The sequence below is a fragment of the Nocardia sp. NPDC051833 genome (genome assembly GCF_040681225.1).
Lineage (GTDB): Bacteria > Actinomycetota > Actinomycetes > Mycobacteriales > Mycobacteriaceae > Nocardia.
The window spans coordinates 23750-37426 of the sequence record NZ_JBFAYK010000008.1 but is presented as its reverse complement, the minus strand read 5'-3'; the positions used below and the strand labels follow the sequence as shown (position 1 = coordinate 37426).

Below are 13677 nucleotides of genomic sequence, written 5' to 3'. Positions count from 1 at the left end.
GAATAATCGCTCGGCAACGGCCCGACCGCATGGTGGGATCTCGCGGTGATCAAGATCCGCCAATATTCCTATTTCGCGCTCTACAGCGAGACGATGACCGCGGTCGACCTGACCGCCCACCTGGGCATAGAGCCCGACGAGACACGAGTATTCAGAAGCAAGTCCGCAGAACATCGCATTCCCCGATCCCACAGCTGGCAAATCACCCGGCACAGCACCGAGAGCATCGACGAGCAGATCGAGCACCTCATCGACCGGCTGACACCGCACCGCCCCCAACTGCTCTCGCTGCTCGACCGTCCCGACGTCGAGGCGCGCATGCAGGTCGTGCGCCACTACGACGACCCCGACGGCGTTCACGGCGCGCCCGGCGGCACAGCGTTTGCCGATGTCCACAAGTGGCCGCGTCCCCTGGGATGGCACCTCACGACCGCCGTCCTCGAGTTCCTGGTGGCGACGCGAGCGGAGCTCGATGTCGACGAATACAACTGATGCGCACGCGAAACGGCCGCCGCCGCTTCCCTTTTCGGGAAACGGCGGCGGCCGGGGTATGGCTCTCGCGCTGGGGTCAGAGCGGGATGTTCTTGTGGTGGCTCTTGCGGGCCGGGGCCGAGGCCAGGGCCGCGGCGATGATGCTGCGGGTCTTGGCGGGGTCGATGACCTCGTCGACGACGCCGATGGCGACGGCGCGTTCGACGCCGCCCGCGATCTGCTCGTGCTCGGCGGTCAGACGCTCGTGGAGGGCTTCGCGCTCGTCCTCGGGGGCGGCCGCGAGTGCCTTCTTGTGCAGGATGCCGACCGCAGCCTTGGCGCCCATGACGGCGACTTCGGAACCGGGCCAGGCGTAGACGGCGGTGGCGCCGAGGGAGCGGGCGTTCATCGCGATGTAGGCGCCGCCGTAGATCTTGCGGGTCACCAGGGTGACGCGCGGGACCCGGGCCTCGGCGAAGGCGTGCAGCAGCTTCGCGCCGCGGCGCACGACACCCTCGAGCTCCTGACCGACACCGGGCAGGTAGCCGGGCACGTCGGTGACCACGATCAGCGGGATGCCGAACGCGTCGCACAGGCGCACGAAACGCGACGCCTTCTCCGCGCTCTCGGAGTTCAGGCAGCCGCCCAGGCGCAGCGGGTTGTTGGCGAGCACACCGACGGTGCGGCCACCGAGACGACCCAGGCCGACGACCATGCTGCGGGCGTAGCCGCCCTGCAGTTCCTCGAAGGAGGATTCGCCGTCGACGTTGTCGAGCAGCTCGTGGATGATCGGCTTCACGTCGTAGGCGCGCTTGGCCGAGGCGGGCAGCATCGCCTTCAGGTCGACGTCACCGTGCTCGGCGACGGCCTGGTCGAATTCGCCCTGCTCGGCGAACATCGAGACCAGCCGGCGAGCGCGATGCATGGCATCGGCCTCGTCGTCGGCGGCGATGTGGCACACGCCCGACTTCTTGAAGTGTGTGGTGGGACCACCGAGGGTCTCCATGTCGACGTTCTCGCCGGTCACCGAACGCACCACGTCGGGACCGGTGACGAAGACGCGGCCCTCGGGCGCCATGATGACGATGTCGGTGAGCGCGGGACCGTACGCGGCGCCACCGGCGGCGAAGCCGAGGACCACGGAAATCTGGGGAACCAGGCCGGACGCGCGGACCATGGCCTCGAAGACCAGGCCTACCGCGTGCAGAGCCTCGACGCCCTCGGCCAGGCGGGCGCCACCGGAGTGCCACAGGCCGACGACCGGGAGGCCGGAATCGATGGCGGTGTCGATCGCGTCGACGATGTGCTTGCATCCCTCGACGCCCATCGCCCCGCCCATGACGGTGGCGTCCGAGCAGTAGGCCACGGTGCGCACACCGTCGACCTCGCCGATCGCGGCCAGCACACCGGACTTGTCCCGCGGGTGCAGGGGCAGCACCGTGCCGGGATCGAAGAACCGCTGCAGTCGGCCGAGCGGGTCGCGCGGATCGGTCGTCGTGTCGTGAAACGCGGGAGCAATGATGGTCATCGCGTTCGTCTCCTGCCTTCGAAGAAGAGTTGCCGCTACGGCGGCTGCGTATGGCGAACCGCCGGTGGGGTCGAACCATTCAGTTGGCGCGACCCCACCGGGGATCGTGAATGCAGTCGATCGGTGCGGCTAAGCCCGACCGAAGGCGAGCGCGACGTTGTGCCCACCGAAACCGAAGGAGTTGTTGATCGCGTACTCGATTTCCTGGTGCCGGGCCTGCCCGTGCACCACGTCGAGGTCGATCTCCGGATCCTGGTTGTCCAGGTTCAGCGTCGGCGGAACGACGCCGTCCCTGATGGCGAGCACGGTGAGCACGGACTCGAGGGCACCGACGGCGCCGATCGAGTGGCCCAGTGCCGACTTCGGCGCGTAGACCGAAGCGTGGTTACCCACGGCCAGGTTGATCGCGTTGGCCTCGGCGGTGTCGCCGATGGGGGTCGCGGTCGCGTGGGCGTTGATGTGGGTGATGTCCTGCTTGGTCAGACCGGCGGTCTGGATCGCGCGGGTCATCGCCCTGGCCGCACCGGTGCCCGCGGGATCGGGAGCGACCAGGTGGAAGCCGTCGGACGTGATGCCGGCACCCAGCAGTCGAGCGTGGATGGTGGCACCGCGAGCCTTGGCGTGCTCCTCGGTCTCGATGACCATGAGCGCGCCCGCTTCGCCGAAGACGAAGCCGTCACGATCCTTGTCGAACGGACGCGAGGCGCCCTTCGGATCGTCGTTGCGAGTACTCATCGCCCGCATCATGGAGAACGCCGCGATCGGCACCGAGTCGATGAAGCCCTCGACGCCACCGGTGACGACGATGTCGGCGTCACCCATCACGATCATCCGCCACGCGTTGGCGATGGCCTCCGAACCCGACGAGCACGCCGAGACCGGAGTGACCACTCCCGCCCTGGCCTTCAGCTCGAGACCGACGACGGCCGACGGACCGTTCGGCATGACCATCTGAACAGCCAGCGGCGAGATCTTGCGGTAGCCGCCGTTCTTCAGCTTGTCGACCGAGTCGATCAGCGCGTCGCCACCACCGAGACCGGTGCCGATCGCGACGCCCAGGCGGTCGGGGTCGACCTCCGGGCTGCCCGCGTTCTTCCACACCTCGCGACCGAGGACGGTCGCCAGGCGCTCGACATACGCCATACGGCGGATCTCGACCCGGCTCAGGAGGGTGTCGGGGCTGACTTTCAGGTGACCGCCGATACGCACCGGCAGGTCGTATTCCTCGATGAAGGAATCCTCGAGAACGTCGATTCCGCTCTCACCGTTGAGGAGTCCCTTCCACGTCGCATCGACATCACCCGCGATCGACGTGGTCGCCGCCATGCTGGTGACGACGACGTTGGGGAAATTCCCGTTCAAGGTGGAAGGAGTGGTCACTGGTTCAGCCCTACTCGGCGTCGAACTTGGCCTTGAGCTCCGCGGCGGCGTCGGAGTTCTCCGCCTCGAGCTTCTGGATGTAGGAGACAGCGTCACCCACGGTCTTCAGGCTGGCCAGATCCTCGTCGGGGATCTTGACGCCGTACTTGTCCTCGGTCTGCACAGCGATCTCGACCATGGACAGCGAGTCGATGTCCAGGTCGTCGACGAAGGACTTCTCGATGGTCACCTCGGAGGGTTCGATACCCGTAACCTCTTCGATGATCTTGCCGAGTTCTTCGACGATCTGTTCCTGGGTCAGAGCGGCCACTTTGGTGGCTCCCTTCTTGTTCTCATTTGTAGGGGTCTTGTACGGCCGGCACCTCGTCGTGCGCGACCGCCGGGGGGAAAGCTAGCCGGAGATGGTCAGTTCGACCAACGCGGGGAGGTCTTCCGGAGTCTTCAGGGCCAGGTTGGGCGTGCCCTTGAGCTCCCGCTTGGCGATACCGACGAGGGTGCCCGCCGGCGGCAGCTCGGCCACAGCGGAGACGCCCGCCTCGCGGACGGTCTCGGTGCACAGGTCCCAGCGCACGGGGCGAGTGACCTGGGCGGCGAGCTTATCGATCGCGTCGGCGCCCGAGGTGACCGGCTTGCCGTCGAAGTTCGACAGCAGCGTCCGGATCGGGTCGCTCGGCGAGATCTGCGCGATGGCATCGGCGACAGCAGCCTGGGCCGGGGCCATGAAAACGGTGTGGAACGCACCGGCGACGGGCAATGCGCGGACCCGTGCCTTCTCCGGCGGGTTCGCGGCGAGCTCCGCCAGAGCTTCCAAGCGACCCGCCGCCACGATCTGGCCGACCGCGTTGCGGTTGGCCGGGACGAGGTCGAGCTCGGCGAGCCGTGCGAGCACGGTGGCTTCGTCACCACCGAGCACAGCGGACATACCGGTCGGCTCCAGCGCACACGCCTTGGCCATCTCCCGGCCGCGGATGGCGGCCAGGGTGACCGCCTCGTCGGCGGTGATGACGCCGGCGACAGCGGCCGCGGCGAATTCGCCGACCGAGTGTCCGGCGACGATGGTATCCGCCGGGATCGCCTCGGGGGCGATTTCGGCGAACGCGAGCAGTGCGGACGCGACGACGAGCGGCTGGGTCACCGCCGTGTCGACGATCTCCTCGGCCGTCGCGGTGGTACCGAGACGGACCAGGTCGAGGCCTGCGGCCTTCGACCACAGCTCGAGGCGGTCGGTCGCACCGGGGAGGGCGAGCCAGGGCGCGAGCATGCCGGGTGTCTGGGACCCCTGTCCAGGGGTGAACAACGCGATCACTCCCTAAGAAAACACTGTGACCCCCGCCGCATGAGATGTCGGCGCGAATGAAGCTTTCGAACGGGTTTTGTAGGGGTCCCACAAAATCCGAGGTGGGGTGTCCCGATCGACCGATTCGCCGATCTCGTTACAGGGGCTCGTAGCCCACTGGGGTAGGCGGGGTTTCTGTGACGGGGGGTGATGATTCGTTATGTGTTCGTGTCAAACGGCCCACTGTCGCCGCGATTCGGAGCACATAAGCGTCTCGAGGATTCATGGGATCACGTCCGGTGATCTCGCCGATTCGTTTGAGACGGTACCGAACGGTATTTGGATGGACGTACAGCTGACGCGCGCACGTTTCTACTGCTCCACCACAATCCAGATAGGCGTCGAGTGTGTCGGACAACGAAGATCCGGCAGCAGCCAACGGGAGCACAAGATACTCGTTCAGCGCCTCGATCGCAGCTCTATCGCCCAGCAGGGCGCGTTCGGGCAGCAATTCCGAGGCGTGAACGGGCCTTGGCGCGCCACGCCAGCCCACCACGGCCTCCATCCCGGCCAGCGCCTCGATCGCGCTGGCGTGCGCGGCGCCCAGGGTGCGCATGGTCGGGCCGATCACCACCGGGCCGTCGGAGAAGACGTCGGCCAGCAGATCGGCCAGGAACGGCGAGGCGATCCCGGCGTCGCCGAGATGCCCGCTGACCACCATCACCAGCCGCGCGCCCTGCACGACCGCCAGCGCGGCCCTGCCGTGCCTGGTCGCGATGGTGTGCACCGCGCCGACCGTCGAGACACCCTGATCCGCCGGTGGGGTGCCGACGAGCACGGTGGCGGGCGCGGTGGCGTCCCAGTTCAGCGTGGCCGCGCGGGAGAGCATGTCGGGACCGGTGTCGCCGCGGACCACCGCGTCGACCACCAGCGCCTCCAGGCGGGTGTCCCACGCGCCACGCGACTCCGCGGCGCTGGCGTACACCGAGGCGGCCGCGAAGCCGAGCTCACGCCCGTATCGCAGCACCGCCTCGGTGAGCGCGACCAGCTGCCGGTCGTTGCGCGCCAGGGCGGGCAGCCACTGCTCGAAGAAGTCCATGGCCACCCGCACCATGTCCACGGTCTGGCGCAGCGTCAGCCGCCGCGCCAGATCCTGCGGAATCACCTGGAACGCGTCCAGGCTGAAGCGGATGTCGGAATCGGGATCCTGCAACCACTCCAGGAAGTTCACGACCGCCGTCTGCACCAGCATCTGGACGCCCGCACGCTGCGCGGCGTCCAGATCGGCGAAGAACGGCAGCCGATCCTGCATCGACCCCACCGCCTCGGTGGACAGCCGGCCCGAGAACTGCTTGACCCGCTTGAGCAGCGTGTCGGGCAGCGGATCACGGGTCTGCCGATTCGGGGACAGTGCCCCGGTCGGCAGATAGACCTCGTGTTCGCTGGTGCCCTCGGTGATCCGACGGGGCCGCGGCGGTTTGCGCTCCACAGTCCAATAGTCCGCTACGCGAGTTCCTCGCCCGCGTCCGCACTGGGCTTGGGCGCGGCGGAGACGTCGTCGATACGGTATTTCGCCGCCGCTTCCACCGCCTTCGCCTTGTCGAGCGTGCCGTCCTTGACCAGGCCCTCGAGCACCGCGACGACGATCGACTGCGCGTCGACGTTGAACACCCGGCGCGCGGCCGGGCGGGTGTCGGAGAAACCGAACCCGTCGGTGCCCAGGGTGATGTAGTCGCCCGGCACCCACTGCCGGATCTGATCGGAGACCGCGCGCATCCAGTCCGTCGCGGCCACGACCGGGCCCTGCGTCTGCGCGAGCGCCTGGGTGACGTAGGGCACGCCCGGATCGGTGTCGGGGTGCTTGAGCGCCTGGATCTCCTTGTCCAGCGCCTCCCTGCGCAGTTCGCCGAACGAGGTCACCGACCACACGTCGGCGGCCACGCCCCACTCCTGCGCCAGGATCTCCTGGGCGCGCAGACCGTCGGGGACGGTCACGCCCGAGACCAGGATCTGGGCGCGGATGCTGCCCTCACCACCGCGCTGGTACAGGTAGAGACCCTTGAGCAGACCGGCCACGTCGAGGTCGTCCGGCTCGGCGGGCTGCTGGTAGGGCTCGTTGTACAGGGTGATGTAGTAGAAGATGTTCTCCCCGGCGAAGGCGCCGGTCTCCGGCGGATTCGTGCCGGGTAGCGGGCTGGTCTCCGGGGTCGCGCCGCCGTACATCCGGCGCAGGCCGTCGCGCATGATGTGCGCGATCTCGAAGGAGAACGCCGGGTCGTAGGTCACCACGGCCGGGTTGGTCGAGGCGAGCAGCAGCGACTGGCCGTCGTTGTGCTGCAGACCCTCGCCGGTGAGCGTGGTGCGGCCCGCGGTGGCACCGAGGACGAAACCGCGCGCCAGCTGATCGGCGGCGGCCCAGAAGCTGTCGCCGGTGCGCTGGAAGCCGAACATCGAATAGAAGATGTAGAGCGGGATCATCGGCTCGCCGTGGGTGGCGTAGGAGGTGCCCGCCGCGGTGAAGGTCGCGGTGGAACCGGCCTCGTTGATGCCCTCGTGCATGATCTGGCCGACGGTGCTCTCCTTGTAGGCGAGCATCAGCTCCGCGTCGACCGAGGTGTAGAGCTGGCCGTTGCGGTTGTAGATCTTCAGCGTCGGGAACCACGAGTCCATACCGAAGGTGCGGGCCTCGTCCGGGATGATCGGCACGATCCGCTTGCCGATCTCCTTGTCCCGCAGCAGCTCCTTGACCAGACGCACCAGCGCCATGGTGGTCGCGACCTTCTGCTTGCCCGAGCCCTTGCGGACCGAGCGGTAGGCCTCGTCGCCGGGCAGGGTCAGCGGCTTGGGCGCCGTGCGCCGCTCCGGCACGAACCCACCGAGGGACTGGCGCCTGCTCAGCATGTACTGGATGGCCGGGTTGTCCATGCCGGGGTGGTAGTACGGCGGCAGGTACGGATCCTTCTCCAGCTCGGCGTCCGTGATCGGGATGCGCTGCAGATCGCGGAAGTCCTTGAGGTCCTGCAGCGCCAGCTTCTTCATCTGATGGGTGGCGTTGCGGCCCTCGAAGTGCTTGCCGAGGGTGTAGCCCTTGATCGTCTTGGCCAGGATCACCGTCGGCTGGCCCTTGTGCGCCATCGCCGCCGCGTAGGCCGCGTAGACCTTGCGGTAGTCGTGGCCACCGCGCTTGAGGTTCCAGATGTCGCTGTCGGACATGTTCTGGACCAGCGCCTTGGTGCGCGGGTCGCGGCCGAAGAAGTGGTCGCGCACGTACGCGCCGTCGTTGGCCTTGTAGGTCTGGAAGTCACCGTCGGGGGTGGTGTTCATCAGGTTCACCAGCGCGCCGTCGCGGTCGGCGCCGAGCAGCGCGTCCCACTCGCGGCCCCAGACCACCTTGATGACGTTCCAGCCCGCGCCGCGGAAGAACGACTCCAGCTCCTGGATGATCTTGCCGTTGCCGCGCACCGGACCGTCGAGCCGCTGCAGGTTGCAGTTGATCACGAAGGTCAGGTTGTCGAGCGCCTCGTTGGCGGCCACCTGGATCAGGCCGCGCGACTCCGGTTCGTCCATCTCGCCGTCGCCGAGGAACGCCCAGACGTGCTGGTCGGAGGTGTCCTTGATGCCGCGGTCGTGCAGGTAGTGGTTGAACCGCGCCTGATAGATGGCGTTCATCGGGCCCAGGCCCATCGACACCGTCGGGAACTCCCAGAAGTCCGGCATCAACCGCGGGTGCGGGTAGGACGGCAGGCCGTGGCCCGGTCCGCCGTGGCTGTATTCCTGCCGGAAGCCGTCGAGCCGGTCGGTGCTCAGGCGGCCCTCCATGAAGGCGCGCGCGTAGATGCCGGGCGAGGCGTGGCCCTGGATGTAGATGTGGTCGCCGCCGCCGGGATGGTCCTTGCCGCGGAAGAAGTGGTTGAAGCCCACCTCGTAGAGCGCCGCCGAGGACGCGTAGGTCGAGATGTGGCCGCCGACGCCGATGCCGGGGCGCTGCGCGCGGTGCACCATGATCGCGGCGTTCCACCGGATCCAGGCGCGGTAGCGGCGCTCGACCTCCTCGTCACCGGGGAACCAGGGCTCGTTCTCGGTGGGGATGGTGTTGACGTAGTCGGTGGAGGTGAGCGCGGGGATCGAGACGCGGCGCTCGCCTGCGCGCTCGAGCAGTCGCAGCATCAGGTACCGGGCGCGGCCCGGACCTTCGCGGTCGAGCATGTCGTCGAAGGATTCCAGCCATTCGCTGGTCTCCTCGGGGTCGATATCCGGAAGATACGACGCCACTCCCTCGCGGATCACCCGAACCCGCTCACCGGTAGGTCTGGTGGCGGACTCGGCGCCTGCGGCGGGTGCCGCCGCGGCGGGGTCGTTCGCGGAATTCGCTGATACAGAGTGGATCAGGTCGGTCAAATCTGCTCCTCGTACTGGGGGCTGAACTGCTTGTTGGCGTCGCTATCCCCGGGCCTGCCCGCTTGGTGTGCGGGCCACCCGTCACGAAAGTTTCGGGCGCACCTTTCATCCTTACCGAAAAGGCTGCCCGGGGCATCCCTCCCGAGCAGGTACTGCCCGGTATTTCGCTGGACCACGGCCTGCCGCTCCCCCAGCGGCCCCTGCTGCCTCATTCATATCACTTCCCTATGGATTCCGGACCGAACGGAAGTCCCGGAGCAGCGCCGATCCACGCGTCCGCGGATTCGACTAAGTTCTGCAGGGGAAGCAACCGAGCGAGAGGGATCGGGGAACGATGAGGCTGCTGGACGTGCGCCGGCTCGGGCTGGTCTGTGCCGCTGTCGCCGTGACCGCGGGCATGGTCGTGGCCGGCTGCGCCGAGCAGGTGCCCGGCACCGCGACCACCGACCCCGCCGAGGTCGCCGCCTACCAGACCTCCGCCGCCGCGTCCGCCTCGGCCGCCGCCTCGTCGAAGGCCGCCGCCGCGCAGACCAAGGCGATCAGCGACAACTGCACCCAGTTCCCCACCACCACCGGCGCCGGCGTCACCGCCTTCAACGAGTTCGTCACCGCGCACGACCACAACTCCCCCGACTACGCCGACAAGCGCGAGGCCGCGGCTACCACCCTCGACAACGCCGCGACCAAGGTCGAGACCGGCGTCACCGCGGCGGCCGGGGCGCTGCCCGCCGATCTCGCCGAGAAGTTCACCGCCTATGTCGTGGCCGCGCGCGAGCTGTCCGCCGAGACCAGGAAGATGACCTACAGCTCCCAGGTGACCCGGCTCAACGACGCCAGCCGCAAGATCAACCAGGCCCGCACCGCGGTCCACGACGCCTGCCCGAGCCGCTGAATTCGCCCCGCCGACACGCGGCATACGGTCCCAATTCATCCGATCGGCTTGCGCTGCGGCCGATAACCATGTTCGCTTGCACGTATCTACTGTCGGCAGTTTAGGGAGGACACCACCGTGGTCGCCGCGGCGGACGCGCAGAACTACGCTCAGAAGCTTGGCATTTCTCACGGCTTGGTCGTTCAGGAATTGGGCTGGGACGAGGACACCGACGACGATTTGCGCGCCGAGATCGAGGAGGTCAGCGGCGGCGAGATGGTCGACGAGGACTCCGACGAGGTCGTGGACGCCGTCCTGTTGTGGTGGCGAGAAGGTGATGGCGATCTGGCCGACGAGCTGATGGACGCCATCGGCCCGCTGGCCGACGAAGGCTTCATCTGGGTCCTCACCCCCAAGACCGGTCAATCGGGCCATGTCGATCCGAGCGAGATCGCCGAAGCCGCGCCCACGGCCGGCCTGACCCAGACCTCGACCATCAGCCTCGGCAGCTGGACGGGCTCACGCCTGGTCCAGCCGAAGGCACCGTCCAAACAGCGCTGAATCCGCCGTTCGCTAAGGTCTCAGCCGGACGAGAACGCTCGGCTGAGACCCGACACGACGGAGGATTCGCTGTATGCCGCTAGAGGTTGGCACTCTCGCGCCGGACTTCACGCTCAAGGACCAGAACAACCAGCCGGTCTCGCTGTCGGATTACCGCGGCAAGAAGAACGTCCTGCTGGTGTTCTATCCGCTCGCCTTCACCGGCATCTGCCAGGGTGAGCTGTGCAAGGTGCGTGACGAACTGCCCAAGTTCCAGAACGACGACGCCGAGATCCTCGCGATCTCCGTCGGTCCCCCGCCCACCCACAAGATCTGGGCCGCCGAACAGGGCTACCTGTTCCCCCTGCTGTCCGATTTCTGGCCACACGGCGCGGTCACCCAGGCCTACGACGTCTTCAACGAGAAGTCCGGTTACCCCAACCGCGGCACCTTCGTCGTCGACAAGTCCGGCTACATCACTTTCGCCGAGATGAACGGGCCCGGAGAGGCCCGTGACCAGGCGGCTTGGGAGAAAGCGCTCGCCGCGCTAGATTCATAAACCGTCACCGCCGGTTCCCGCCGGCGGTGCCAGGGCGTATAGCTCAGCGGTAGAGCACTGGTTTTACACACCAGCGGTCGGGGGTTCGATCCCCTCTGCGCCCACCCACGAAGATCGCGTGATCGCCCGCTACACCGGCGACAGTGTCACCCTGCGTAGCCGGAACCAGCGTGAGATCACCGGCTTCTACCCCGAAGTCATCACAGCTCTGGCCGAAGTCGCCGACAGCCGCACCATGCTGCTCGACGGCGAACTCGTCGCCCCGACGGGTTCCACCGAATCGGTCGCCGGCCGACCAGCTGCTGCGGACCGGCTGGCTGTGTACTGGTCAGCCGGGGGTGTTCAGTACGGCGCCGACAGCTTCGACCATCAGGTCGGTGGTGCGCTGGAGGACATCGGTCAGGGGTTCGGTGAATTCGGTTGCCGCCCAGTGGTCGACGGCGGCGAGGTACCCCCAGGCAGCCTGGGCAGCGGCGTAGCGGATGGTCAGGTCGATGTCGTCGCGCCCGAGCCGCTGGGTCAGCAGGTGCTGGATCTGGCGCTCCAGGCGGTGGATCTGTTGCAGCTCACCGGTGCGGACTTCGGGCTCGGACGTCATCAGCCGGACTCGGCGCCGGATACGTTGCTCTTCACTCGAATGCGCAAGGGCCGCAATGACCATCGGCGCGACGGCGGTGACCGCGGCCAGTAGCTCGGCCGTCGTGACGACGTCGGTGCCTGCGGTCAGCAGGGTGAGGGCTTGGGTGTCGACGTGGTCCCAGACAACCAGTTGTTCCTTGGTGCCGAAGTAGCGGTAGATCGTGCTCGCCGAGACCCCGGCCGCTGCGGCGACCTGCTCCACCGACACCTTGCGGTAGCCGTCGGACTCGAACAATCCCAGGGCGACGTCCTGGATTTCCAGCATCGCCTGCATCTTGCGGCGCTCGAGCAGGCCGGGCGGTTGCGGTTGACGGACGGGATCGGGCACCCCGAAACGATACGCGAGCCCATTGCCGACGACTGACAGTGACTTGCACAACTTCCTCGAACGGCGCTAGTCTCTGAAAGTCACTTTCAGGCAGCAAGTGACATTCAGCGCGGTGGGACGAACTTCGGACTACCGACAGTGCGAGGCGGGAGCCAGGGTGGGCAGAAACTCCACAGTCAGCGTCGAATCCGTGAGCCGACCGGAGCCGACACGGCACGATGTCGTCGTCGACGGGCGCCGAGTCGCCTATGTGCAGGCCGGCGCCGGTGAACGCGTGTGTGTCCTCGTCCATGGACTGGGCGGGTGCTGGCGGCACTGGGCCGCGACGATCCCGGCGCTGGCGCGCACGCACCGCGTCCTCGCGGTCGACCTGCCGGGATTCGGCGATTCGGAGAAGCCGCAGGTGTCGAGCATGGGCAACGCCGTGGCGGTGATCGACGCACTGCGGGAACGGTGCGGGGTCGAGCGGATCGATGTGGTCGGGCATTCGATGGGCACTCTGGTGGCGTGCGAGGTCGCGGCCAGACTTCCCCACACGGTGGACCGAATCGTGTTGGCCGGTGGCCCGATCACCTCGGTGCTGGCGCTGTTCGACGCGCCGATCACCACCCTGCGCCGCGACCCCGGGCTGGTGAATTTCCTGGTCGAAGCGGCGACCGCGGGGCTACCGCTGCCGTCCTCGATCCAGGAACTGATCGCTCGAACCCCGTGGGCGCGAAAACTGGCGCTGGCGCCGTATGTTCCGCGTCCGGACGACATCTCCCCGGAGACGTTCGGCCACTTCCTCGCCGGTGTGGGCGGTCCCGGCACCCTGTCGACGTTGCGACAGGGCTTCGGTTACGACTTCACCGCCGCGCTGACACTCACCCGTCCGACACTGCTGATCGGCGGCGAGCTCGACCGGATCGCCCCAGCGGCCGACCTGCGCGGCTTCGCCGCCGACAACCCGGCAGTGCAGCAGGTGGAAGTCCTTTCCGGTGCCGGACACCTGCCGATGCTCGAAAAGCCCGACGAATTCAATCTGCTCGTCACCGAATTCCTCTCCACCGACACAGAATCCAGGTGAACTCATGACCACGATCCCCACGCGCATCGCCGCCGATCTACACCGACTCGTCGAATCGGAAGATCTCGGCTCGTCCTTCTTCGCCGCCGCTGCCGACCACGCCTCGTCCCGCCGCCGCGCCGGCTGGCAAGCCCTGCACGAGTTGGAGATCCGGACCCAGGCCGGCGTCAGCGCCTTCCTCGAACGCGCCGATCTGGCTATCCCATCGACCAATGCCATGGCCGACACCCTCGGCCGCATCGGTGGCAGCGGTTTGCACCTGATGCCCTACGGGCTACAACTGCGCGCGGTCCGCGAAACGACCACCCGCTACCTGCCCGCCTTTCATCGTCTTGCCCGCCACTACGAAAACACGGCCGAGGCACAGTTTTTCGACTACGTCGTCCGTCATGAACTGGCCATCATCGAATTCACCAGCCACGCCCTCGCCGACGCTCCCACCTGCATCGACCCCGTCCTCCGCCTGCTCGACCACCCGGTTCCGCTCAACTGAACCGGCATGAGGACGACGAACGGCGCCGGAACCATGAGATTCCGGGGCCGTTCTCGGTTCGAACGATGCGACTCGGCCGGATAGTGGCCGTGACCTCAGTCGTTGGAGTAGAAAGGAACCCGGGCGGA

Annotated in this window: 13 protein-coding genes, 1 tRNA gene and 1 pseudogene; 8 read left to right on the top strand and 7 right to left on the bottom strand. The window is 67.5% G+C overall.

Features of this window, described 5'->3' with window-relative positions:
- Positions 1 to 45: 45 nt before the first annotated feature.
- Entirely contained in the window at positions 46 to 492 is a 447-nt protein-coding gene (locus AB0L91_RS33480; protein WP_365016738.1) for a DUF4279 domain-containing protein, read from the top strand.
- 76 nt (positions 493 to 568) lie between these two features.
- Here AB0L91_RS33480 and AB0L91_RS33475 read toward each other — a convergent pair whose 3' ends face one another.
- The 6 genes from AB0L91_RS33475 to aceE form a co-directional block, all read right to left on the bottom strand.
- Positions 569 to 1999 carry a carboxyl transferase domain-containing protein gene (locus tag AB0L91_RS33475; protein WP_218718887.1) on the bottom strand — a complete coding sequence of 477 codons (1431 nt, stop codon included), beginning with the start codon at positions 1997 to 1999 and terminating at the stop codon, positions 569 to 571.
- 129 nt (positions 2000 to 2128) lie between these two features.
- On the bottom strand, positions 2129 to 3379 hold the full coding sequence (locus AB0L91_RS33470) for a KasA/KasB family beta-ketoacyl-ACP synthase (RefSeq protein WP_218718888.1): 1251 nt from the start codon (positions 3377 to 3379) through the stop codon (positions 2129 to 2131).
- 10 nt (positions 3380 to 3389) lie between these two features.
- A complete protein-coding gene (gene acpM / locus AB0L91_RS33465; RefSeq protein ID WP_019046010.1) occupies positions 3390 to 3689 on the bottom strand; it encodes a meromycolate extension acyl carrier protein AcpM in 300 nt (99 codons plus the stop codon).
- Positions 3690 to 3770: 81 nt separating this feature from the next.
- Complete coding sequence (locus AB0L91_RS33460) at positions 3771 to 4685, bottom strand: ACP S-malonyltransferase (protein WP_355279059.1); 915 nt, start codon at positions 4683 to 4685, stop codon at positions 3771 to 3773.
- 127 nt (positions 4686 to 4812) lie between these two features.
- Positions 4813 to 6114 carry a helix-turn-helix domain-containing protein gene (locus AB0L91_RS33455; protein WP_357348472.1) on the bottom strand — a complete coding sequence of 434 codons (1302 nt, stop codon included), beginning with the start codon at positions 6112 to 6114 and terminating at the stop codon, positions 4813 to 4815.
- Between the two features lie 44 nt (positions 6115 to 6158).
- On the bottom strand, positions 6159 to 9053 hold the full coding sequence (aceE, locus tag AB0L91_RS33450) for a pyruvate dehydrogenase (acetyl-transferring), homodimeric type (RefSeq protein ID WP_355279056.1): 2895 nt from the start codon (positions 9051 to 9053) through the stop codon (positions 6159 to 6161).
- A 334-nt stretch (positions 9054 to 9387) separates the two neighbouring features.
- On the opposite strand from aceE, the gene AB0L91_RS33445 reads away from it, so the two are divergent.
- The 5 genes and pseudogenes from AB0L91_RS33445 to AB0L91_RS33425 all read left to right on the top strand — a co-directional run.
- Entirely contained in the window at positions 9388 to 9945 is a 558-nt protein-coding gene (locus AB0L91_RS33445) for a hypothetical protein (protein WP_365016735.1), read from the top strand.
- Between the two features lie 117 nt (positions 9946 to 10062).
- Entirely contained in the window at positions 10063 to 10485 is a 423-nt protein-coding gene (locus AB0L91_RS33440) for a DUF3052 domain-containing protein (RefSeq protein WP_189033190.1), read from the top strand.
- Positions 10486 to 10558: 73 nt separating this feature from the next.
- Complete coding sequence (locus AB0L91_RS33435; protein ID WP_218718893.1) at positions 10559 to 11023, top strand: peroxiredoxin; 465 nt, start codon at positions 10559 to 10561, stop codon at positions 11021 to 11023.
- Positions 11024 to 11055: 32 nt separating this feature from the next.
- A tRNA-Val gene (locus tag AB0L91_RS33430) sits at positions 11056 to 11127 on the top strand.
- A gap of 14 nt (positions 11128 to 11141) precedes the next feature.
- A pseudogene (locus tag AB0L91_RS33425) lies at positions 11142 to 11279 on the top strand (ATP-dependent DNA ligase); the annotation flags it as partial.
- A gap of 72 nt (positions 11280 to 11351) precedes the next feature.
- On the opposite strand, the gene AB0L91_RS33420 reads toward AB0L91_RS33425, so the two are convergent.
- A complete protein-coding gene (locus AB0L91_RS33420; RefSeq protein WP_357347716.1) occupies positions 11352 to 11990 on the bottom strand; it encodes a TetR family transcriptional regulator in 639 nt (212 codons plus the stop codon).
- A 190-nt stretch (positions 11991 to 12180) separates the two neighbouring features.
- Between AB0L91_RS33420 and AB0L91_RS33415 the strand changes: the two genes are divergently transcribed.
- Both AB0L91_RS33415 and AB0L91_RS33410 read left to right on the top strand, forming a co-directional pair.
- Positions 12181 to 13056 (top strand): alpha/beta hydrolase, encoded by an 876-nt coding sequence (locus AB0L91_RS33415; protein WP_365016732.1) that lies wholly within the window; start codon positions 12181 to 12183, stop codon positions 13054 to 13056.
- A gap of 4 nt (positions 13057 to 13060) precedes the next feature.
- Positions 13061 to 13549 carry a hypothetical protein gene (locus AB0L91_RS33410; protein ID WP_365016730.1) on the top strand — a complete coding sequence of 163 codons (489 nt, stop codon included), beginning with the start codon at positions 13061 to 13063 and terminating at the stop codon, positions 13547 to 13549.
- The last annotated feature ends 128 nt before the right edge of the window (positions 13550 to 13677 follow it).